General features: G+C 61.9%; 24 protein-coding genes. 16 read left to right on the forward strand and 8 right to left on the reverse strand.

Features of this window, described 5'->3' with window-relative positions:
• Nucleotides 1-11: 11 nt before the first annotated feature.
• The 5 genes from GS_RS05340 to GS_RS05360 all read right to left on the reverse strand — a co-directional run bounded on the left by GS_RS05340 (nt 12) and on the right by GS_RS05360 (nt 5,041).
• Nucleotides 12-320, reverse strand: coding sequence for a DUF485 domain-containing protein (locus tag GS_RS05340; RefSeq protein ID WP_010941730.1), 309 nt, complete (start codon nt 318-320; stop codon nt 12-14).
• A gap of 607 nt (nt 321-927) precedes the next feature.
• Nucleotides 928-2,898, reverse strand: a complete 1,971-nt coding sequence (locus tag GS_RS05345) for a solute symporter family protein (protein ID WP_010941731.1) — start codon at nt 2,896-2,898, stop codon at nt 928-930.
• Between the two features lie 14 nt (nt 2,899-2,912).
• The gene (locus GS_RS05350) at nt 2,913-3,221 is read right to left on the reverse strand and encodes a DUF485 domain-containing protein (RefSeq protein WP_010941732.1); all 309 of its coding nucleotides are present in this window, start codon (nt 3,219-3,221) and stop codon (nt 2,913-2,915) included.
• A 128-nt stretch (nt 3,222-3,349) separates the two neighbouring features.
• Complete coding sequence (locus GS_RS05355) at nt 3,350-4,120, reverse strand: IclR family transcriptional regulator (protein ID WP_010941733.1); 771 nt, start codon at nt 4,118-4,120, stop codon at nt 3,350-3,352.
• 528 nt (nt 4,121-4,648) lie between these two features.
• Nucleotides 4,649-5,041, reverse strand: a complete 393-nt coding sequence (locus GS_RS05360; protein ID WP_010941734.1) for a lipoprotein — start codon at nt 5,039-5,041, stop codon at nt 4,649-4,651.
• A 158-nt stretch (nt 5,042-5,199) separates the two neighbouring features.
• Between GS_RS05360 and GS_RS05365 the strand changes: the two genes are divergently transcribed.
• The 14 genes from GS_RS05365 to GS_RS05430 all read left to right on the forward strand — a co-directional run bounded on the left by GS_RS05365 (nt 5,200) and on the right by GS_RS05430 (nt 16,457).
• On the forward strand, nt 5,200-5,943 hold the full coding sequence (locus GS_RS05365) for a YebC/PmpR family DNA-binding transcriptional regulator (protein WP_010941735.1): 744 nt from the start codon (nt 5,200-5,202) through the stop codon (nt 5,941-5,943).
• 113 nt (nt 5,944-6,056) lie between these two features.
• Nucleotides 6,057-6,551, forward strand: coding sequence for a crossover junction endodeoxyribonuclease RuvC (ruvC, locus tag GS_RS05370; RefSeq protein WP_010941736.1), 495 nt, complete (start codon nt 6,057-6,059; stop codon nt 6,549-6,551).
• Nucleotides 6,548-7,147, forward strand: coding sequence for a Holliday junction branch migration protein RuvA (ruvA, locus tag GS_RS05375; RefSeq protein WP_010941737.1), 600 nt, complete (start codon nt 6,548-6,550; stop codon nt 7,145-7,147). The genes ruvC and ruvA overlap by 4 nt, the downstream gene beginning before the upstream one ends.
• A gap of 3 nt (nt 7,148-7,150) precedes the next feature.
• Nucleotides 7,151-8,167: a Holliday junction branch migration DNA helicase RuvB gene (ruvB, locus tag GS_RS05380; protein WP_010941738.1), complete on the forward strand. Its 1,017-nt coding sequence runs from the start codon at nt 7,151-7,153 to the stop codon at nt 8,165-8,167.
• A gap of 13 nt (nt 8,168-8,180) precedes the next feature.
• Nucleotides 8,181-8,909, forward strand: coding sequence for a DnaA/Hda family protein (locus tag GS_RS05385; protein ID WP_010941739.1), 729 nt, complete (start codon nt 8,181-8,183; stop codon nt 8,907-8,909).
• Between the two features lie 286 nt (nt 8,910-9,195).
• Nucleotides 9,196-9,912: a PEP-CTERM sorting domain-containing protein gene (locus tag GS_RS05390; protein ID WP_010941740.1), complete on the forward strand. Its 717-nt coding sequence runs from the start codon at nt 9,196-9,198 to the stop codon at nt 9,910-9,912.
• Nucleotides 9,913-10,103: 191 nt separating this feature from the next.
• Nucleotides 10,104-10,646 (forward strand): epoxyqueuosine reductase QueH, encoded by a 543-nt coding sequence (locus GS_RS05395; protein WP_010941742.1) that lies wholly within the window; start codon nt 10,104-10,106, stop codon nt 10,644-10,646.
• Nucleotides 10,646-10,858, forward strand: a complete 213-nt coding sequence (locus GS_RS05400) for a DUF2905 domain-containing protein (protein ID WP_010941743.1) — start codon at nt 10,646-10,648, stop codon at nt 10,856-10,858. Before GS_RS05395 ends, GS_RS05400 begins: the two co-directional genes overlap by 1 nt.
• Before the next feature lie 114 nt (nt 10,859-10,972).
• Nucleotides 10,973-12,031 (forward strand): SPFH domain-containing protein, encoded by a 1,059-nt coding sequence (locus GS_RS05405; RefSeq protein WP_010941744.1) that lies wholly within the window; start codon nt 10,973-10,975, stop codon nt 12,029-12,031.
• Between the two features lie 3 nt (nt 12,032-12,034).
• The gene (locus GS_RS05410; RefSeq protein ID WP_010941745.1) at nt 12,035-12,754 is read left to right on the forward strand and encodes a hypothetical protein; all 720 of its coding nucleotides are present in this window, start codon (nt 12,035-12,037) and stop codon (nt 12,752-12,754) included.
• Nucleotides 12,754-13,731 (forward strand): hypothetical protein, encoded by a 978-nt coding sequence (locus GS_RS05415; RefSeq protein WP_010941746.1) that lies wholly within the window; start codon nt 12,754-12,756, stop codon nt 13,729-13,731. The genes GS_RS05410 and GS_RS05415 overlap by 1 nt, the downstream gene beginning before the upstream one ends.
• Nucleotides 13,724-14,377: a hypothetical protein gene (locus GS_RS05420; protein WP_010941747.1), complete on the forward strand. Its 654-nt coding sequence runs from the start codon at nt 13,724-13,726 to the stop codon at nt 14,375-14,377. Before GS_RS05415 ends, GS_RS05420 begins: the two co-directional genes overlap by 8 nt.
• Nucleotides 14,378-14,460: 83 nt before the next feature.
• The gene (locus GS_RS05425) at nt 14,461-14,778 is read left to right on the forward strand and encodes a phasin family protein (protein WP_010941748.1); all 318 of its coding nucleotides are present in this window, start codon (nt 14,461-14,463) and stop codon (nt 14,776-14,778) included.
• Nucleotides 14,772-16,457 carry an ABC1 kinase family protein gene (locus tag GS_RS05430; protein WP_010941749.1) on the forward strand — a complete coding sequence of 562 codons (1,686 nt, stop codon included), beginning with the start codon at nt 14,772-14,774 and terminating at the stop codon, nt 16,455-16,457. The genes GS_RS05425 and GS_RS05430 overlap by 7 nt, the downstream gene beginning before the upstream one ends.
• Before the next feature lie 7 nt (nt 16,458-16,464).
• Here the strand turns inward: GS_RS05430 and GS_RS05435 are convergent, their stop codons facing one another.
• Complete coding sequence (locus tag GS_RS05435; RefSeq protein ID WP_010941750.1) at nt 16,465-17,571, reverse strand: DUF362 domain-containing protein; 1,107 nt, start codon at nt 17,569-17,571, stop codon at nt 16,465-16,467.
• A 161-nt stretch (nt 17,572-17,732) separates the two neighbouring features.
• Between GS_RS05435 and GS_RS05440 the strand changes: the two genes are divergently transcribed.
• Nucleotides 17,733-18,470, forward strand: a complete 738-nt coding sequence (locus GS_RS05440) for a response regulator (protein WP_010941751.1) — start codon at nt 17,733-17,735, stop codon at nt 18,468-18,470.
• 192 nt (nt 18,471-18,662) lie between these two features.
• A complete protein-coding gene (locus tag GS_RS05445; protein ID WP_010941752.1) occupies nt 18,663-19,610 on the forward strand; it encodes a Tim44 domain-containing protein in 948 nt (315 codons plus the stop codon).
• Here GS_RS05445 and GS_RS05450 read toward each other — a convergent pair.
• Complete coding sequence (locus GS_RS05450) at nt 19,555-21,165, reverse strand: GH3 family domain-containing protein (RefSeq protein WP_010941753.1); 1,611 nt, start codon at nt 21,163-21,165, stop codon at nt 19,555-19,557. The genes GS_RS05445 and GS_RS05450 overlap by 56 nt on opposite strands.
• Nucleotides 21,162-22,247 (reverse strand): hypothetical protein, encoded by a 1,086-nt coding sequence (locus tag GS_RS05455; RefSeq protein ID WP_010941754.1) that lies wholly within the window; start codon nt 22,245-22,247, stop codon nt 21,162-21,164. Before GS_RS05455 ends, GS_RS05450 begins: the two co-directional genes overlap by 4 nt.
• Between the last annotated feature and the right edge of the window lie 17 nt (nt 22,248-22,264).

Genomic DNA, 22,264 nt, shown 5'->3' on the forward strand with positions numbered 1-22,264 from the left:
TTCATTCCTCCTTACTTCAGCTCATCCACCAGCTCGCGGGTGAGCCGGTCGAAGTCTTTGTTGGCCACATGGGCGTAGTACATGGCGATCCCCCAGGAGACGAAGAACTGGGAAAGGGCGAACAGGTAGCCGAAGTTGATCCTTCCCAGGATCTTGATTTTGAAGAGGCCGGGGGCATAGGCTGCGCCGATGGGGAGGAGGAAATAGAAAACGGTCGAAAAGACCCACCAGCCAACAAGGAAGGTGGTCTTCTTCCGGTGGAGCTCGATGAACTTGGGGTTCTTCGCAATGGCGCTCCAGTTATACTGCTTTTCTGCCATGGTTCAGTTACTCCTTTCATGTGTGGTAAGCGCATCGAGAGCGGCGTCCCGCCCTGAGCCGAAGCGCTTGTGATGTCCTCGGTTTCGGTTTGCTGTCCTCCTTTCATAATGGGCATGCGGGTATGAGCCGGTTGTTTCTTGCCGCTTGAGCAGGGCTCCGGCAAAGGGACCGGTGGGCTGTAAATGGCAATGTTGCCGGGGGGCTACAACTGGTGTGCTGCCGGAAAGATGGTGTAAACACTCTGGAAAAACGATATTTTACAATCCTGTATCGCGCCATTAATATAACGGCTGTATATTTTTTTGCAACAGTTTTTTGTATGACCTTGAATTGTGATGTAACATGCTGAAATTAAACTAGTAAATGCATATGTTTGGCAAACAGTTTGTTTATTTTGCGGTGTATTGTCGGTAGGGCGCTTGTGCCAAGAGGGGTAATGTTTGTTTTGAAATGAATTAATGCGTGTTGGATGAGAGGAATTTGCTAATGGCATTTTACGAAGAAGAGTGGGTAGATTTCAAACGAGGGTATGAAACAGAATGAAAAAAGGGGGAAGGTTTCCCTTCCCCCTGGACTGCGGGTTTGCTGCGATGAACGGCGATTCGTCTAGTGATCGATGGCCTTGGCCATGCCGATGCCGGTGTTCTGGCGGACGTAGATCTCGTCGAACATTTCCTCGGAACGCCGGCTCGGGAAGGCCAGGCAGCCGATGATGGCGGCGAGGAAGCCCAGCGGGATCGAGATGATGCCCGGGTTCTTAAGTTTGATCAGCGGCTTGTCAAGGCCCAGCATGGACTTGCCGTCCTTGTTCTTGGCGTAGTCGGCCTTTGCCTTGTCAAGGTCCTTCATTTCCTTTTCGGTGAGGACCGCACCACCGGCCTGTTTCTCTTCAAGCTTCGTGACGACTTTTTGGGCGTCGGCGGCAACGACCTTCGGATAGGTCATGTTGGGGGAGACCATCACCAGTGCGATGGAGGCGACGGTGCCGACCACGAGGCCCGACACGACGCCGGCGGTATTGAACTTCCGCCAGAAGAGGGACATGACTACGACCGGCAGGTTGCCCGAGGAGGCAACGGCGAAGGCCAGGGCCACCAGGTGGGCGACGTTCTGCTTCTCGGCGGCGATGCCGATGATGATGCCCATGGCGCCGACGCACAGGGAGGTGATCCGGGCGGCCATGACCTGCTCGTGCTGGTCGGCGTGGCCGTCCTTGATGACGTTTACGTAGATGTCGTGGGCAATGGCGGCGGAAGCGGCCAGAACGAGACCCGACACGACGGCGAGGATGGTGGCGAAGGCAACGGCGCACAGGAACGCCAGGAGCAGGTCGCCCAGGAAGGGGGAGATGTCGCCGCCCAGTTGCTGGGCCAGCATCATGGCGGCCATGTTCCCGCCCTTGTCAACGGCGGTGATCCCTTGCGGGGTCACGTGGATGGCGGCGCCGAAGCCGAGAAGCGTGGTCAGGATGTAGAAGGAGCCAATGATGAACATGGCCACGATAACGGACTTGCGGGCGGCCTGGGCCGTGGGCACGGTGAAGAAGCGCATCAGGATGTGGGGCATGCCGGCGGTTCCGAGCACCAGTGCCATGCCGAGGGAGATCTGGTCGAGCGGGTTCTTCAGGAAGAGGCCCGGCTCAAGGAAGCGCTGCCCGTAATCGAAGCCCGCCACGGCAACGGGGTCCTTGAGAACGGCCTTCTGGACGTGCTCGATGATGTTGGGGTTAGTGGCGATGTCGTTGAAGAAGGTGAACGGGTTCATGCCGGCCTTGAGGCCGACCAGGACGGAGAGGAGGCCCGCACCGGTCATGAGGAGGCCGGCCTTGATGATCTGAACCCAGGTGGTGGCGGTCATGCCGCCGAACACGACGTAGCCGACCATGAGGATGCCGACGCCGATGATGGCGAACTTGTAGGGAATCCCGAGCAACAGCTGCATCAGCTTGCCGGCACCGACCATCTGAGCGGTCAGGTAGAAGGTGGAGACGGCAACGACGGAGATGGCGCAAACGGCCCGGACGACCTTGGGCTCGGTGCGGAAGGAGAGGATGTCGCCCAGGGTGTACTTGCCCGCGTTGCGGCAGGGCTCTGCCACGATCAGGAGCACCGTGATGTAGGCCACGAGCCAACCCACCGAGTACATGAACCCGTCATAGCCGTAGAGGGAGATCATGCCCGAAATCCCCAGGAAGGAGGCGGCGGACATGTAGTCGCCCGCGATGGCCCAACCGTTCTGGGTGCCGGTGATGCCGCCGCCGGCGGTGTAGAAGTCGGCGGCCGACTTGGTCCGCTTGGCCGACCAGACGACAACGGCCATGGTGGCGCCGATGATGATCAGGAAGATGGGGATGGTGACCATCGGGTTGGCCTTGATGCTCGTCTTCTTCTCGGCCGGCGCTGCCGGGGCCGGGGTGGCCACCTTGGCGGCGTCGGTGGCGGCCGCCGGAGTAGTGGCTGCCGGTGCAGTCGCGGCCGTCGGGGCGCCGGGGGCGGCCGGGGCCTTGGCCGGCTCTTCAGCGAAGGCGAACGAGCCCAGGGAGAGGGCCAGGGTGATACCAGCAATCAGTTTTTTCATCACAGACCTCCTTCCTATTTGAGCTCATCCACCAGCTCACGGGTGAGCCGGTCGAAGTCTTTGTTGGCCACATGGGCGTAGTACATGGCGATCCCCCAGGAGACGAAGAACTGGGAGAGGGCGAACAGGTAGCCGAAGTTGATGTTGCTGAGAATCTTGATCTTGAAGAGTCCCGGTGCATAGGCCGCACCGATGGGGAGGAGGAAGTAGTAGACGGTCGAGAACACCCACCAGCCGACCAGGAATGTGGTCTTCTTCCGGTGGAGCTCGACGAACTTGGGGTTCTTGGCTATTGACGCCCAATCGTACTGTTTTTCTGCCATGGTTCGTTACTCCTTTCTTCGTGAATTCGCATTCCCAGGGAGCAGCGTCCCGCTCCCGTTGCCTTTCGTTGCAATCCTCTACGTCTCCTCCCCCCTTTCGCACATGGTTTTTTCTGGCAGTTCTCCGGTCACAGCTTTGCGTAGCCAAACTTCATGGAGAGTATTTCAGCCCCTTCACGCAGTGAAGGGATAATCTCGTTTTCCATGCGGGATGCCATCATCCGGAAGGAGGGCCCCAGCATGGTCAAGGCGCCGATGACTTTGCCCGCGTAGTCGCGCACCGCCACGGCAACGCTCACGATCCCTTCCCCCAATCCGTCGAAATCAACGGCAACGCCATGCTCCCGCACGGCCTTCAACTCCTGCTGGAGTGCCGCAGGGTCAAACGGTCCGCCGTTCCGACCCCGCTTCTTGAGGAAGCGGTCCAGCAGGTCGGTCGACTCCAGTGCCCGGATGGCTTTGCCGGCGGCGTTGCTGAAAAAGGGGAAACGCCGTCCCACCAGGGGGGCGGTCTTGATGGCCTGCTCACAGTCCACCATATCCAGGAAAAGAACCTCGTCCCCCTTGAGAACCGCGATGTAGACGGCCTCGTCATGCTTGCGCGCCAGTCTTTCCATGATTGGGTGGGCATGACGGATGAGGCTGGTGCTGTTCAGAAGCCGCTGGGCCAGCTCGACCGATGAAATGCCCAGGCGATAGACGCCGCTCGTCTCGTCCCGTTCAACCAGTCCCTTGCTCTCCAGGGTTGCCAGGAGCCGGAATGCCTTGTTGCGGGACAGGTCGAGCTTCTCGGCCAGATAGGGAAGGGTCGCGTGACGGCTCTCGTCCGTGAGCGTTTCGAGGATATCGAGGGCCTTTTCAACGGTCTGTACCGCGTATGAGCTTTTTTCCCTCGTCATCGTTCCCTTTCCTGTCGCAATGTGGTGGTCGGGGTTGTTTGAAAAACGGTGTTATATTTTTATTGAAAAGCTAACACGGTGTTTTAATTTCGTCAATACAATTTTGTTTTAAAAAGTTTATCTAAAAAATATATAAGTAAAGTTAGTATGTTGAATGATAATTGTGGCGAAAAATTGAACTGAATAAACGTTCTGTTGATAAGTAGAACATGGTTTATTGAAAAATCAAGTAAAGAAAATGCGAGAGGGTGAGCTGTGAGGGTATGTAATTTTTGAGACGTGGTTGCGAACGGGGTTCTCGGTAGGGTGGGTGACGGCCCGGTGAGATCCCGGGCCGTTGCGCTGACCGGGTTGAATAGGGTGCCGGCCAAGGGGGGGGCATCGCTTCCGGCGTGGCGCGAGTTGTTCTTCGCTCTATCAATTATTGAGGTGGCTTTCCGTGCCGGTGTTTCAGGCCGGTCGGCACCGCCGCGTCATCTGATCGCAAGCCCGGCCGCCGTGCTCTGTGACACGGGGCGTGGACGGATTTTACTGGAATTTGACGGCTGTTCCCTTTCCTTTTACGTAAATGACGGGAAAGATGATGTAGGTGTCTTTCTCGATGCGGACTTCGGGGAGGATAACGGCATCTGCGCCGATTTTGGATGCTTCGAGGCTCAGGGCGTCATGGGCCCACTCTTCAGCCTCCCGCTGAAGTTCCTCGATGCTGCCGTAACGCTTGAGGTTCACTTCTACGGTGCCGATCTTTACGTAGGGACGAAAAATCTCGTCCTGGGCCAGGATGGGGGGCAGGTCACGGTCTGTTTCATCGGCCATCTGGGGGATGGTGGCGCATGCGGCGAGTAGTGCCGCTGCCGTGCCAGCCAGGAGAACGCGTCGTACAAGGCGGACGAGAGGGGCAAGGAGAGTAGTGGTTGGCATGCGATACCTCGTTGTGAATGGTGGGATTCCGGCGTCCGTGGCGGTGCCGGCACCGCTATTTTACATGAAGTTTGGGCCTTTACAACCCGGAATTTCCCATGATAGTATCACCCGATTTGAGGCCGGTGGCTGATTTTGGGAACAGGAGGATCAACCGCATGTCGGGACATAATAAATGGAGCACCATCAGGCATAAGAAGGGGGCGGCCGACGCCAAGCGCGGCAAGGTGTTCACCAAGCTGATCAAGGAGATCACCGTTGCCGCCAAGATCGGCGGTGGCGACCCGAACGGCAATCCGCGCCTGCGTGCCGCCGTCGACAAGGCCAAAGCCGAGAACATGCCCAAGGACAACATCGAGCGGGCCATCAAGAAGGGGACTGGCGAACTCGAGGGGGTCAGCTACGAAGAGATCATCTACGAAGGATACGGTCCCGGCGGCGTGGCGGTGCTGGTAGAGTGCATGACCGACAACCGTAACCGTACGGTCGGCGAGGTGCGGAGCACCTTCACCAAGTGCAACGGCAACATGGGCGAGGCGGGGTGCGTTTCGTGGATGTTCGACAAGAAAGGGCTCATTGTCCTGTCCAAGGACGTTGATTTCGAAAAGCTCTTCGAGACGGCCCTTGAGGCCGGCGCGGACGACGTGGCGGACGAAGAGGAGCAGTACGAGGTGCTCACCGACCCGGCAGCGTTCATTGACGTGCGCGAGGCACTCGAAAAGGCCGGCTTCCCCTTCGAATCCGCCGAAATCACCATGATTCCCCAGACCATGGTGAAACTTGACGGCAAGAATGCCGAGAACATGCTCAAGCTCATGGACCGCCTCGAGGACAACGACGACGTCCAGAACGTCTACGCCAACTTCGACATCTCCACGGAGGAGATGGAAAAGCTCATGTAGGCGGGCCCTGCCACCCCCGGTTGGTTCAAGCGCGGAAGTCGGAAGCCGGGTCTTTCCTTTCGCGCCTTTTTTCTGCTGTGCTCTCCGCGCCCTCTGTGGCAGAATGTCTCCCCATGAGAGTTCTCGGCATCGACCCCGGTTCACGCATCACCGGCTACGGCATTATCGAGAAGATCGGCAACCGTCTCGTGCACGTGGACAACGGCGCCATTCATACCGATAGCCACAGGGAGTTCGCGCTCCGACTCCACAAAATCTACGAGGGGCTGAGCCGCGTCATCGAAGAGTACCGCCCTGATGCGATGGCTGTAGAGCAGGTGTTCCTCGCCCATAACGCCCAGAGCGCCCTGAAGCTGGGCCAGGCCCGCGGGGCTGCCATCGTGGCCGGAGTAAGCGCGGGATTGCCGGTCAGCGAGTATACGGCCATGCAGGTAAAGCAGGCGGTGGTCGGCTATGGCCACGCCCGCAAGGAGCAGGTGCAGCAGATGGTCAAATCGCTCCTCAATCTCCCCGAGATCGCCCAGGCCGATGCCTCCGATGCCTTGGCCGTAGCGGTCTGCCACGCCAATTCAGCAGTGATGAAATCCGTGCTCCGGAGCATCCGATGATCGCCCTTCTCACCGGCAGGCTCGCCCATAAATCCCCCGATGCCATCATTATCGATGTGAACGGTGTCGGCTACCGGGTCCAGATTCCTTTCTCAACCTACTACGAGCTTCCCGAGGAGGGGAAGACAGTTTCCCTTTCGATACATACCCATGTGAAGGAAGACTCCATTAGCCTCTTCGGCTTCCGAACCCTTGCCGAGAAGGAGTTCTTTCAGCTGCTCATCTCGGTTTCCGGCATCGGCCCCAAGATGGCCCGCGACATCCTGTCCAACATCCAGCCGGAGGAACTGGCCGCCGCCATTGTGCAGGGGAATCTCGTGAGGCTCTCATCCATACCCGGCATCGGCAAAAAGACCGCCGAGCGGCTGGTGCTGGAACTCAAGGAAAAGGTCCGGAAAATGGATGTGGCGCCGTCGGCCCAGGAGGCGCCCTCCAGCGAAGCCCCCGCCGAGGTGGCTGACGACGTGGCCTCGGCCCTTGTGAACCTCGGCTATAAGGAGGCGGTGGTCCGGAAGGTGTTGGCCGAGATGAGCATCGAGCCCGATGCCTCCACGGAGGCGGTGCTTCGGCAGGCCCTCAAGGTGTTGATGAAATAGCCCATGACGACTCGAACGATAAGCCCTGAGAAGACCGACGACGACTACGTCGAATCATCCCTGCGCCCCCGCGCCCTGGAAGATTACATTGGCCAGGAGAAGGCCAAGGGGAACCTGCGGGTCTTCATCGACGCGGCCCGAAAGCGCGGCGAGGCCCTGGATCACGTGCTGCTCTATGGTCCGCCGGGACTGGGGAAGACCACGCTTGCCAACATCATTGCCTGCGAGATGGGGGTAAACATCAAGTCCACGTCGGGTCCAGTCATCGAGCGTCCGGGCGATCTGGCGGCAATCCTCACCAACCTGGAGCCCCACGACGTCCTCTTCATCGATGAGATCCACCGCCTCTCCCATGTGGTGGAGGAGATACTCTATCCGGCCATGGAGGATTTCCAGCTCGACATCATCATCGGTCAAGGCCCAAGTGCCCGCACCATCAAGCTGGATCTTCCCCGGTTCACCCTCGTGGGGGCCACCACCCGCGCCGGCCTTCTCTCGTCGCCACTGCGGGATCGCTTTGGAGTCATCTCGCGCCTGGAGTTCTACACCGATGCAGAGCTTTCCACCATCGTCACCAGGTCGGCGCATATCCTCGATATCCAGATCGAGCCTGACGGTGCCCGGGAGCTGGCACGCCGCAGCCGGGGAACACCCCGGATCGCCAACCGTCTCCTGCGTCGGGTCAGGGACTTTGCCCAGGTCCGGGCCGATGGCGTCATCTCCGCTCAGGTGGTGGACGAATCCCTCAAGCTCCTGGAGATCGACGAAAAGGGGTTCGATCAGATGGACCGCACCATCATGCTGACGATCATCGACAAGTTCGGCGGCGGGCCCGTGGGGCTCGACACCATAGCCGCGGCCATCGGCGAGGAACGCGATACCATCGAGGATGTCTACGAGCCGTTCCTGATCCAGCACGGTTTCATTAACCGCACCCCCCGGGGCCGCGTGGCCACGAAGTCCGCCTATGAGCACTTCGGCCGCATTGCGCCCGCGCCCGGGCAAGGCGCGCTCTTCTAGGCCGTTTCCCGCCATGCAACTCGTCTTCGACTTTCCCGTCACCCCCAAATACTCGTTCGACAATTTCGTGATCTGTGCCGGCAACGAGACTGCCTGCCGTTTCGCCCGGCGCCTGACGGACGAAAGCGGTTCGGAAAATCTCCTCTACCTCCATGGGCCCTCCGGTTCGGGCAAGACTCATCTGCTCATGGCAATGGGGGCCTGTTTTGCGGGCCGGGTCGGGCTTAGGGCAGTGCCATGCATCTCTTTCAAGGATGTTGACGAGATCTACCACGGCGAGTATCCGGCCGAAGAGGTCTCAAGGTTGGCCGAGCGTTTTCGCGGCGCGCCAGCCCTTCTTGTGGATGATCTCCACCTGATCCCCGATCAGCAGAGTGTCCGGGTGGAGCTCTGGCAGCTGTTCAACGACTTCTACCAGGCCGGCCGGCCCATAGCCATCACCGGGCTCAACCCCCCCAACGAACTTCCCACCCTCGATGGTCACCTGACTTCGCGTCTGCTCTGGGGGCTCGTGGCGAAAACCGATATTTCGGACGACGATTCCCGTCGCCGCATCATGCAGAAGCTGGCAGATGACCGTCAAATCATCCTTCCCGCCGACGCGGTCGACTACCTTCTGGTGCATGTACGCCGCGACGTGCCGTCCCTTGTTGCCGCGCTGGACGCGATAACCCGCTATGCCTTCAGCGCCAAACGGAAGATTACCATGCGACTGGCGCGCGAGGCACTGGCGCTTCTCTAGGATTTGTCTGCCGCCGCCCGCGCGGGTTGTCTCCTGTAAGGTTTTACTTGCTTGCCGCGACAGGGAAATGTAAGTTTTTGCGACAAAATCGCATAGTGATTTTAGCTTGTTACCGGAAAGATATCCTGTGGGGCGAAAAACCGTCGGGATTGTTTACGGTTTTATGGCGTAATCTTTCTGGGGCTGAGACAGATTTCTCAGTAAATTCAATGGTTGTGTGGCTGGCCTGCTAATTGCATTATTTATAAATGAACCACTACCACCATCACAAAGAGAGGGAACAGTCATGAAAACACAACATATGTTCATACTTTCCCTGCTGATCGTCATGTTGACCGTAACCACGGCCCAGGCGGTAAGCCTTACGTACACCTACTCAGATAAGGATTATCTCGGCGGCGCTTCTTGGGGAAGCATGACTGCCTACGTGGAGGACGCCAACACCCTTGGGATCAGGTATACTGCGGCACCGACCTCGGTGATCGGCGCGGGCAGCACGGCAACGGGCTTTGCGTTTACGTTTTCCGGAGCTCTCCCCATCGCGATCTACAATCCGTCCCGGGGAGCCTTCGGCGACGATCAGGACGTTCTCAAGTGGGTGGTGTTTGAAAAAAAACTCAGCACCCTCCCTCCTCCCCAGAACGGTGATGAGTTCAATCCCGTGATCGACAACAAGTATGTGTTTGAATTCGCGGCCACCGAGGGGGATGGGCGGTCCATCAATTCCACCGGCGTGAAAGCCGGCCAGAGCGACATCTTTTACATGGACTTCAACTCTTCCGCAGTCGATTTTCTGGCATTCTCGCTCGCGGACCTTAAGTCGTTCGTGGAACTGACCGCTGTCCGGTTGATGGGGCTTCCCAGCGACATCAATGGCGGCAGCCTGTTCCTTGCAGGCAAACTGGAAGACAGTACGCCTGCTCCGGTGCCCGAACCCGGTACGATCCTGCTGCTGGGGATTGGAATCGCAGGGCTCGGACTGTATCGGATGAAGCGCGGATAGCCGGAAAAGAGTGACCGACTGCTGGAAGGACAGGGGGGAGCGCGGGGTGCGTTCCCCTCTTTTCGTTGCGGTGCAGGCCGCGGGCAGTTACGGCATATCGGTCTCCTCCGGCAGGCCATTGCCAAAAAGGTGGTTGAGCTGACGCGTCATAACGACTAAACTGGCATGCCGATCAGGAGGTCGTTGCCCCAATGAAACTACTGCTTCACATCTGCTGTGCCCCCTGCGCCATCTATCCGGTAAGCCGGCTCCGCGACAGCGGGGCGGATGTCACCGGTTTCTTTTTCAACCACAACATACATCCCTACCAGGAGTACCGCCGCCGGCTCGACACGGTCCTGGAATATGCGGACCGGATCGAGTTGCCGCTGGAGGTGCGGGACGAGTATCGCCTGGAGGAATTTCTGGCCGCCGTGGCCGGCAATCCGGCGGATCGATGCTGGTACTGCTATTTCTCGCGCCTGGATGCGGCTGCGGCCGCAGCGGCGGCGGGAGGCTTCGACGGGTTCACCTCATCGCTTCTCTACAGCCGCTACCAGAAGCACGACGACATCAGGATCGCTGCCGAGCGGGCCGCAGCGCGCCACGGGGTCGCTTTTGTCTATGACGACTATCGCCGGGGCTGGCAGGACGGCATCCGCGTCTCCAAGGAGATGGGGCTCTACCGCCAGCAGTACTGCGGCTGCATCTACAGCGAAAAGGACCGTTACCATCCCCGGCAGGGGAAAAAATGATGCAGGGCCTCGGTAAGTCGCTCATAGTCATGGGGCTGGTCATTGCGGCCGTGGGCGTGCTCCTCACCGTTGCCGGCAAAATTCCGTGGATTGGCCGCCTCCCCGGCGACATCTACGTGAAACGGGATAACTTCACCGTTTATTTTCCCCTTGCCACCAGCATTCTCATATCCCTGGTGCTCTCCCTCATCCTCTGGCTGCTGAGAAAATAAGCCGTTCCTGCTGAAATTCCTCAAGTTTCACCACTTCTAACCGATAGATGCTACAGCTGCTTCGATCTAAAAGCGGTCGTTGTCGCGAGCGTCATTATGCGAACGGAGGGCCCCGTGGCGATCAACAGCATGAATACGGTATTTCTTGAGGTAGTCGAGTGGTTTGACGACAGCGGCCGGGAGATGGTGCGCCGCATCCCCCCCGAGGGGTCCGCCGAGATCAAATTGGGCGCCCAGCTGGTGGTGCGGGAGAGTCAGCGGGCGGTCTTCTTCAGGGACGGCAAGGCCGCCGACTGCTTTGGCCCCGGTAGGCATACCCTGACCAGCGCCAACCTGCCGATCCTGACTAAGCTCCTGTCGCTCCCCTGGGGAGGCACCTCTCCCTTCCGCTGCGAAGTCTGTTTCGTGGGAATACAGACCTTCACCGACCTGCGCTGGGGAACCAAGGAACCCGTTGCCTTCCGGGACAGCCGCTTTGGCATGGTACGGCTGCGGGCCTTCGGCACCTACACCCTGCGGGTGGTCGACCCGCAGCTCCTGGTGAACGCTCTGGTGGGAACCCGGGGGCTTTACACCAGCAGCGAGCTGGAGGAACTGTTCCGCGACATCATCGTGGCGCGGCTCAACGACTACCTGGGCGAAACCATCGACTCGGTTCTGGATCTGCCCGCCCGCTACGATGAGACTTCTGCTGCGCTCAAGGAACGCCTGGCAGGAGACTTCGGAGGATTCGGCATCGAACTGGCCGAACTTTACGTGAACGCGATCACTCCCCCGCCGGAGGTCCAGAAGGCAATCGACGAGCGCACCTCCATGGAGGCGGCCGGCGATGTGGATCGCTACCTGAAGTTCAAGGCGGCCCGAAGCCTGGAAGCGGCGGCCTCGGCCGAGGGGGGCGGCGAGGCTGCCCAGGGGATGGGGATCGGGGTCGGTGCCGGTCTCGGCATGATTCTCCCCGGTATGGTGGCGAATGCCATGGCACAGGGAGCTGATGCGTCCGCTCCTGTCGGCACGGGTAGCTGTCCCCGCTGTATGGCGCCGTTGGTGGCGGGTGGAAATTTTTGCCATCAGTGCGGCGCCCCGGTAGAGTCCGGCTTTTGCTCCGGCTGCGGCAAGCCGCTGCCGACAGAAGCTCGCTTCTGCCCCGGCTGCGGACGGCAGGCCGGAGCATAGGCGGTGACCATCGCCTGCCCCCAGTGCGGCGCCACGGCCGAAGCCCGCACCGATACCCGTTTCCACGGCTGTGCCTTCTGCGGTTCATCCTTCATGGTGGAACGGGGTGTCGGCATCGCCGAATACCACCTGGACCACGAGCGGGACGATCGGGTGGCGTGGAGCGCAGTGGCCTCCACCCTCGAGCGGGATGGTGCCGGACAGGCCGTGGAGCGGACCGGCTGCGAGTATCTGGTTGCGCCCTTCTGGCTCTCGCGACCTGAAAGTGGAGGGAATCGGCTCGTGCCGGCCCTGCGTCATCCCTGGCTTCAGGGTCCCCTCCCCGGCCTGCCCGGCGGCGACCTTCTCTTCGTCCCGTCGGGGGACGACTTCATCCTGCCCGACATCCCGGCCGACGAGGCATTAGGGGAAGGAGCCGACCGTGGCGGCACCTCCCTCAGCCTCGTTTACCTCCCTCTCTATCTCCTTTCCTTCCGCCTTGCCGGTCACGACTGCAGGGCACTGGTTTCGGCGGTGGACCGGCGGGTCGCGCTCCTGACGCCCCTCCCGGCCCGGTCCGAGTCGGTGCCGTTTCGCCACGCTGCACTGGTGGCCGGTTTTGCCATCACGCTCACTGCCTCCGGGCTGGCCGTGAAGAGCCACTTTCTCAGGGCAGCCGTCTTCGCGGCTGTGCTGGCCGTTGCCTGGCCGGTCTGCACCGCATTGCTCCGACGGGGGGAGTAATGAGCGAGCGGCAGACGGTCACCATATCCTGTCCCCAGTGTGCAAGCCCCTTTTCGTTCAGCGAAGGCAACCGCAATGCTCTCTGTCCCTCTTGCGGAACCTCTCTGGCAGTTTCCGGCGAAGCGGGCATTCCCCGATTTGTTATTGCTGAGCGGATTGACCGTACCCAGGCGCGCGCCGCTGCCCGCAAGGCCGCGGCGGCTGCCGGCGGCGACCCGAAGGTGGTGGAACTGCTCCGGTTTGAAGGGGACGAGCTGTGCTTCCTTCCATTCTGGCGGCTGCGGGGCCATGCGGCCGGCTGGCTCTGGACCGAGCGGGAGACTCGGGTCCAGCAGGAAGAGTACGATGAGAACGGTATGCGGACGGTTCGGGAGGTGCGCGGACCCGTGGAAAGCGGTACCGAGACGGTCATGATTGCCGTGGACTACAGCTCTCCCGCCTGCGATACGTCACGCTTCGGCCTGCGGGGCATCGCCGTGGCAAGCGCGGTCCTGCCGCTTGCGGGGATGGATTTCGCCGAGGTTTCCCGCCGGGGCACGGTCTTTGATCCGGTCACGACGCCGGATCAGGTGAGGCGGGAAGCACTGGCCCAGGCCCGGTCCCGGGGCGGAGGAAAGGGAGTGCTCCGCTCGGCCGGCCGTCTCGCCCTCTGTGGGGAGCGCATCGCCCTCATTTCATATCCGGTCTGGAGCCTCACGTTTTCCCGCGGCGAGCGGCTCTATCACGTGGCCGTGGACGGGGTGAACGGTCGCGTCCTCGCCGGGCGCCTTCCGGCCGCCGTGCGGATTGCGGTGCTGCGCCCCCTGTCGACGGTCACGCTCCTGATCTATTCCTTCACTCTCCATCCGCTGGTCGGATTTGTCGTCGTCGGCGCTTTCCTGGCCTGGCTCGCCGCCAACGGCGGGTTGTCGATCGAGCGTTTGACCATCTGGTTCTTTGGCATGATAGAACGGAGAGGGGAGGTGGAGCTTGGCTGACCGGCACGATCTGCGGGTGATCCCGCTCCGTTGCCCCGATTGCGGCGGTGGCCTTTCGGCTGCGGGTGAGGATGTCATCTTCCCCTGCCGGCGGTGCGGCACGTTCCGGGAACTGGAGGGGGAGACTCTGGCTCTGCGCCAGGTCCTCCACGCGGCCGGACCTGACCTGGATGCCCCGCCCGGGGCGCGGCGCACCATGGCGCGGCTGCCGTTCTGGGTTTTCCCGTTCCGCGCCGCGAGTTCCGGCGGCGAGGCGGCAACCCTGCGCGACTACCTGTCCCTGACAGGCACCATCAAGACGCCTGACCCTGCTCGGGCGGAAAAGCCGCCGCTCGTCTTCGTGCCTGCTTTCGCCGCCAAGCCGGCACCCCTCCTGCGTGCGGGGCGGCTGCTGACGCTCCGTGCTCCCGCGTTCGGCCGCTCCGCCGGAAGCCCCGCCGCGGTGGCTCCCATCGTTTTTCGCGAGGCTGACGCCCTGAGCCTGGCCGAACCGGTAGTACTGGCCACCGTGGCAGGCGAGCGGCGCGTGAACCAGCGGTTTCTGGAGACATTTTCAGTCCGCTGCGGCACCGGCAGGCTCCTCACCATTCCCTTCGACCTCCGGGAAGGGCGGCTGTTCCAGCCCGACCTGGACCTGGAGATTTGAGGCGCGGGTGGCGGGCCGCTTGTTTTTTGCGTGATTTCTGCTACTTTTGTTCCGTGTGATGTCCATGAAAGGAGGAACGCCCCATGATCGAACTGTTCGAGAAGGTATTTCTGACCGGCCTGGGGGTCGTGTCGCTGTCCCAGAAAAAGGTGGAGGAGTGTCTCGTCGACCTGAAGGAAAAGTACAAGGTGGGTGAGGACGAAGGAAAGGCGATCCTGGAGAAGATCCAGACCATGGCCAAGGACGTTAAGGGGCGCATCGAGGAGATGGCTGACGTGGAGGTCAAGCGGGCCATGGACCGACTTGGGCTCGTTCCCCGTGAGGAGTACGACCGGCTCGTCAAGCGGGTTGAGGCCCTTGAGGCCAAAGCCGGCGTCGGAGACCCGAGCACCGAATGCTGAGCGTTTTCCAGCTCAATCGCAACATCCGGAGCCTGCGCCGCTATCGACAGATCGTGCGGGTATTGGTCAAGTATGGCTTCGAGCACGCCCTGTCGCTCATGGGGCTGTCCCGGTTCGTTGCCCGGGGACGCCGGCTGTTCCGCAAGCCCGAACCGGAACTGGCCCGGCTCTCGCCCGCGGAGCGGATGAGGCTTGCCCTTGAAGAACTGGGCCCCACGTTTGTCAAGCTGGGCCAGATCCTCTCTACCCGCCCGGACGTGATCCCCCGCAGTTTCGTGCTGGAGTTCGCCCGGCTCCAGGATCAGGTGCCGTCGTTCCCCTTCGAGGACGCCCTGGACCAGATCCGCCGCGAGCTTGGTCGCGATCCGGAGGAGCGTTTTTCCTTCATCGACCCCGAGCCCCTTGCGGCAGCCTCCATCGCTCAGGTCCACCGGGCCCGGCTCGTTTCCGGCGAAGAGGTGGTGATCAAGGTCCGTCGTCCCGGCGTGGTGGAGGCCGTGGAGACCGACATCGACGCCATGATGGGATTGGCGGTCCTGGCCGAGCGTCACCTTCCCCGCAGCGACATCTACGACCCGGTGGGGCTCGTGAAGGAGTTCGCCCGGACGATCCGCCGCGAGATGGACTTCGCGCGGGAAGGGCATACCATCGAGCGCTTTGCCGAGAACTTCGCGGGGGACCCGACCCTCTACTTCCCCACGGTCCACTGGGACTGTACCGCCCGGGGGCTCCTGACCATGGAGTTCATCAACGGGATCAAGGTGTCGGACACGGCGGCCTTGGAACGCGCGGGCATGGACCGTCGGCTCATCGCCCGACGCGGCGCCGATGCCTTCCTCAAGATGGTCCTCACCCACGGCTTCTTCCATGGCGATCCCCATCCCGGCAATGTCCTTATCCTGCCGGACAACGTCATCTGTCTGCTGGACTACGGCATGGTGGGGCGGCTCGACGCCCAGCTCAAGGGGTATCTCACCGACATCCTGCTGGCCATCGTCCAGCGGGACGTGGACGAGGTGATCTCGCTGCTGCTCTACTCGGGGGAGATTGCCGACACCTTGGATACCCGGGCTCTCAAGCGGGACCTGACCGGTCTGATCGACAACTACTACGAGACCCCGCTCCAGGAGATCGAGGTGGGACGGGTGCTGCTGGAGTTTCTGGAGGTGATTACCACCTATCACATCAAGTTCCAGCCCGACCTCATGCTGTTGGCCAAGGCCCTGGTGGCCATCGAGGGGATGGGGCGGGAGCTGGACCCCGCCTTCGACATGGTGGAGCACCTGCGCCCCTTCATGAAGCAGGCCGTGCGCGACCGCTTCTCTCCCCGCCAGCTGATCAGGGAGATGAACTCGAACCTTCTCTCCTACTTCACCCTTGCCCGCAACCTGCCGCGGGACCTGAAGGAACTCCTCAACCGAATCAACCGGAACAAATTCAAGATCGACCTGGAACACCGGGGTCTCGACCGGGCCATGCGGGAGTTCGACAAGTCCGTGAACCGCCTTTCCTCCAGCCTGATCATTGCCGCCCTGATCGTTGGCTCGTCCATTGTCATGCAGACCGACAAGGGTCCGAAGTTCCTCGATTTTCCCGTGTTCGCCTTCATGGGCTACACCATCGCCGGCTTCATCGGCCTCTGGTGGGTCGTGGCGATCATCCGGTCGGGGCGGCTGTAACGAAACCTCAGATTCTCACCAGATCATACTCGCGCGTCCCCATGCCGATCTTCTCGGCATGCTCCAGCTGAATCTCCCAATCGATGTCCGGGTGAACCCCGCGGAACTTGTCACCCCCCGGCTCATGGCCGGTGGCCAACGCCGTATTCTGGTTGCCCACGGCGTCATTGACCAGGTCGGCGCAGGCCTGGTCCAGGGCAACGGGGTCGGTGGAGGCGCAGATGCCGATGTCGTTCACGATGGGGGCGTCGGCGTGGCCGTAGCAATCGCAGGCCGGGGAGACCTGGGTGATGAAGTTGAGGAAGAGGGTCTTGTGCTGCTTGCCCGTCACGGCCCCTTTGGCGAATTCGGCCATCTTTTTCATGACCAGGTCGGCGGCCTCGTTCCACTGGATGGTGATGGCCTTGGTGGGGCAGACGGTGATGCAGCGGCTGCAGCCGGCGCACGCCTTCGGGTCGATCTTGGCCTTCCCCTCGATGATGGCGATGGCGTCGTGGGCACAGGCCTTCAGGCAGAGCCCGCAGCCGGTGCAGTATTTTTCGGCCACCCTGGGCGCCACGGTGGAATGCTGGGTCAGCTTCCCCTCGCGGCTTGAGCAGCCCATGCCCAGGTTCTTCAGGGCGCCGCCGAAGCCGGTCAACTCATGGCACTTGAAGTGGGAGACGGCTACCAGGGCGTCGGCCTCGACGATGGCGGAGCCGATGGGGACCTTCTTCAGCAGTTCGCCGTTCACCTCAACGACAATGGCCGAGTTGCCCCGGAGTCCGTCGCACATGACGAGGGGAGCGCCGGCAACCGCAAAGTCGAAGCCGTTCTCGATGGCACAGATCAGCGCGGAGACCGCTTCCTTGCGCTCGCCGGGGTAGAGGGTTGAGGAGTCGGTGAGAAAGGGCTTTCCGCCGCATCCTTTGATTTCGTCCACCACGCGCCGGATAAAAATGGGGCGGATGAACGCATGATTTCCCCGCTCTCCGAAGTGGACCTTTACCGCCACCAGGTCGCCCGTGGCGATCCGTTCCCTGGCACCGGCCAGGATCATGAGTTTACCGATCTTGGCGAAAAGGTTCTCCTTGTGTCCCGCCCGCATGTCGCTGAAGTAAACGGTGCTCGGCATGACGCGTCTCCTTTGCATCGAGTGTTGTGAGATGGACGCTAGCACAGGGGCGCGGTATTTTCAACGTCAACAGCCGGTTATCGCTAACTTTTCCTTGCGGTCGGTATAAATTTTGTTATGTTGTTAATTAATAAATCAGCCGCCACAGATCGGGGGATGCCATGAGTGATTCAGCGAAGCAGCCGGAACTCTGGCTGATGGGATTGGGATGTGAGGAAGAGCGTTCGACCGCAGTGCTCGACTATCTCAGGCATGCGGGCTATTCGGTGGTGTGCAGGGGAAGGGACGATTTCGGCGACACCAAGCCCCTTGGCGTGGTCCTCGACGTTTCACCGTTCTCCCACGACGGCTGGGGAATCCTGCTGGATATCAAGAACAATCCGGCCACCCGCGATGTGCCGATCCTGCCGGTCTACCTGAGCCAGGAGGGAAAGATTGGGGGCGTTTTCCCGGCCGCCGGCTTTTTCACCCTCCCCATCGACACCGATTACATGATGAAGAAGCTTACGGTCCTGGGGCTGACCGATGAGGCGGATACCTGGGACCTCCAGGTGATGGTGATCTCCAAGAAGGGGGAGGAGAGCGTTGCCAAGGCCATCACCTCCCTCGGCTTCGAGGTGGTCAACGCCTACACGGGCAAGGAGGCCGTGGCCCTTGCCACCACGGGCCGCGCTTACATGATCTTCTGTTCGGTCACGCTGCCGGACATGCACTCCTTCGAGCTGTTGGAGCGCTTCCGGCTCTATCCGCAGGTCCGTAACGTTCCGTTCTTCGTGCTTGTAAAAGATGCCATGAAGGAGGGTGAACGGCTGGCCCTGTCCCGCCAGATGGACCACCTGGTGCGGAAGAAGGAGCTGTCGCGGGACGAGTTTCTGGCATATCTGCGCAGGCGGGGATAGCGGCCGACCCGCTTCCCTGATGCAGTGCAGCCGGCTTCCCGGAAGGGGAGCCGGCTGTTTCGTGGTCGGGATACTGAACGCTCGATACCGGGCAACCCGGCTCCGCGGCTGAATTTTCGCCTCGCCTCTGGGAAACGGCGCCGGTTTGGGGTACAGTGTCCGGTATATTCAATAATGGAAAAGGTGACAAAGATGATTTCACGCATGATGGTTCGAGTGGTTACGGTGGCCTTTGCCCTGTCGCTGGTGGCGGTGGCCTGTCACGAGGCCGAGGCCCGTGCGGGCGGCGGCCGCTCCTTCGGCAGCCGCGGCACGCGCACCTACCGGCCTCCGACCCGGACGGTGGACCCGGCTCCCGCCTCCCGGCCCCAGCCGGCCCCTGCTGTTCCCCAGACCTTTCCCCAGCAGCGGCAGGGTGGCAGTTTCCTCCGCAGCATGGCCGGCGGTATCGTGGGGGGCCTGCTCGGCGGCATGCTCTTCCGCAGTCTCGGTTTCGCGGGCCCCGGTGCGGGCGGCGTGGGGCTTTTCGATATCCTGCTGATCGGCGGAATCCTCTATCTGGTCTATCGTTTCGTGGCGTCGCGGCGCCGTGAAGCCGCGGCCACGGCCGGCCGCGCACCCGACTGGAGTCGCGAGGAGCCGGTGACGCCACAGCAGTATCGCTACGGGCAACCCGCGGAATCCGTCCCCGCAGCCGGGGCCGACTCGGGGCTGGCCCATGTCCGCCAGATGGATGGGTCGTTCAGTGAGGAACAGTTCCGTCAACTGGCCCAGGATGTCTTTTTCCGGGTCCAGGGGGCGTGGACGCGGCGCGATCTCTCGTCGGCGCGGGAGGTTCTCGCCCCTGAGATGGAGCGGGCGCTCCAGGGCGACGTGGCTGAACTCAAGGCGCGGGGTCAGGTGAATCGGCTGGAGAATATCGCCGTGCGTCAGGTGGAGCTCGTGGAGGCCTGGCAGGAGGAAGGCTGTGACTTTATTACGGTCCGTTTCCTGGCCAATCTTCTCGACTACACCACGGACGAGGAGGGACGGGTTCTCTCCGGCAGCGACCGGGAGCCGGTGAAGTTCGAGGAGTTTTGGACCTTTACCCGGCCCGTGGGGCCGAATCCCTGGAAGCTGTCGGCGATCCAGCAGGCCTGAAACCGTCGGCAAAGGCCGCAAGGCTTGCCACCATTTCACCTTCCACCGTGGGGTCCACGTGGGGGATCTTGCTCTGTCCCCCCAGCTTGCCGCGCACCTCTTTGGACCAGCGGTAGATAACATCCCCGCTCACCGTCACGACCCGGGGCCCGGCGATCCGTCCCTGGCTCCGGAACGTGGCGTAATCGGCATTCAGCGAGCGGAGCGTGGCGTCCAGGTGTCTCCCCAGGACGTCGCCGCTCCGCTCGTTCATTTCGCCCACCGCCAGTACCCACAGGTGGCGCCGTTCCCCGATGTCGGGGCCCACCATGAACTCCCTTACCTCGATCCCGTCCAGTTGGTTGAGCCGGGCCACCGCTTCCTCCACCTCCCCCTGAGTCACCTTTTCCTCGAACCGGTCCAGAAACCGGTCCCGTCCCGTGAATTCGATGAAGTGGGGGGACAGGGCGGTGAAACGCAGGGTGTCGCCGATGTGGTAACGCCACAGTCCCGCACAGGTGGTGAGGATAACGGCGTAGCGCCGGCCGGTCTCCACCGCCTCCAGGGGAACCGTCGGCGCGTCGGCGGCCGGTGTCCCCCCCTCGTCGAGGTCCTCGATGGGGATGAACTCGAAGAAGGCGCCGTAGTGGGGCACGAGCCGCATCCGGTCCTCGCCCGGCAGTTGGAAGGCCATGAACGCCTCGGAGGAGGGGAGCACCTCCAGGAAATGGGGCCGGCGTCGGGGAAAGAGGCCGTCGAATTCGCGGCGGTACGGTTTCATGCTCGTTCCCCCGTGGATGATCAGTTCCAGGTTGGGAAGGAGCTCGGCAATGGGGCGGTGCCCCATCTCTTCAACCCGCTGCAGGAGGAGGATGATCCAGGGAGGAACGCCGGAGATGCCCCGGATGGAGCGGTCCGACAACAGAAGCCCCGCCAGTTCCACCACTTTTTCTTCCCAGGGCAGGGCCGACACCGCCATGCCCGGCGCCACGAAGGGGCGCAGGTAGAAGGGGCGATGGCGCAGGGTGATGCCGCTCATGTCGCCGCTTTGCACCCCATTGCCCAGATCGGTGAGGCTGGTGTTGCCGGCCATGTAGAGGAGCTTTCCCTGGAACAGGCGGCTTCGGGGGGTGCGGTGCAGGTAGCAGGCGGTGAGATCAATGGCGGCCCGCTTGTTGGCGGCGAACATCTCCCGAGAAAAGGGGATGTATTTGGTGGGCGCCGTGGTGCCGGAGGTCTCGCAGAAAAAGGGAATCCTGCCGGGCCAGGTCACGTCCTCCAGCAGGAGCCGTTGGCTGCCGTTGGCATCGCTCTGCCACGCCGAGAAATAGTCGCGCCAGAAGTCGGCATAGGTGCGGATCGGCACCCGGCGCCGGAATTCCGCATAGAGACGGTCGAAGGGCTCTCCTGCCAGTTCCGCGAAGCCATGGTCGCGGCCGAAGCGGGTGACGGCGGCCGCTACCACGAGTCGGGCGAGGATTTCCCGCTGACCGGCAATCGGATCCCTGTTCTCGAAGTTCTTTGCCAGGGCCGCGGCCCCGGTCTTGAGCATCAGGTCGATGCTTGACCTGATCATGAAACCACCGCGATGCGCAGGGGGGACGCCAGACGGTCGTACCATGCCTCGATCAGGGGGTTGTAGCAGTGATGGTGAAAGATGAGCGAGGCATGGGGAACCGTGTCGCCGTTCATGGGCGAAGCCACCGTCCTGACCTTGCCCCGGGGGAAGAGCTCTCCCCGGACGCCGGTGTCGCGCAGGGCCGCCAGGGTGGGGGAGGAGGGGGCCAGGATGTTCTCCTCGTCCTCGGCGAGCATGACCAGCGCCGGCCCCGCGAACAGCGGCCCGGCCGCGGCGAACGCGGCATCCTTGAGCGCCACCACCCGTTCGTATCCCCCGAGACATGACGTGGTCTGCAGCACCGACATGATTTTTTTGCGGATGGAAAGGTGCCGGTGGGAGAGGATGCGGTTCACGGCGCCGGCTTCGAACAGGGCCTGGAAGCAGCGCCGGGCCCGCTCGATCTGACGCTCGAGCTCTTCCTCCTTCGTGGCCTCTGCCCTGAGGATGCGCCTGAGGCTGCTCTCCAGCATCCGGACTCCGCCACCCTTTTCGCGCTCGGGCCGTACCAGGTCCTGAGTGCAGAGGACCGGGCTCGTCATCACGATGCCGCCCACGGTCAGGCCCTCGCCGGAGTAGCGCTCCCGCAGGAACCGGGAAAGGAGTGAGCAGCCGAAGCTTATGGCAAAGATGACCGGTTTTTCGCCCCGCCGGTTCAGATCTTCCACCAGGTCGGCCAGTTGGGCAAAGAACATCTCAACGGAAAAGCCGTGCCGCGCGTAATTCAGATAGTAGACCGAACCGTGCCGGCGGAACAGTTCCCGCTGGAACTCCACCGCTTCAGTGGCGTCCGGGACGAAACCGCCGATCACGATGGTCGGCTGGGTGCCTGTTCCCTTTTCCCGGAAGATCTGGTTGCGCACCGCGTGAACGCTGGGCAGGCGCCGGCGCAGGGCCAGCTCGCGCGGCCGGGATGACGGGGTGTGTGGTTTGATCGCCATGTGCCGCAGGAGCCCCGTGGCCGCAGAGGCCACCGAGAGGAGCGCGGGATGCCGGGCAACAGTTCGCTGCGCAAGGGGAATGACGGTGTTGGTGAGCATGGTTCGTTCCTCCGTTG

It is taken from the genome of Geobacter sulfurreducens PCA (assembly GCF_000007985.2).
Classification (GTDB): Bacteria; Desulfobacterota; Desulfuromonadia; order Geobacterales; family Geobacteraceae; genus Geobacter; species Geobacter sulfurreducens.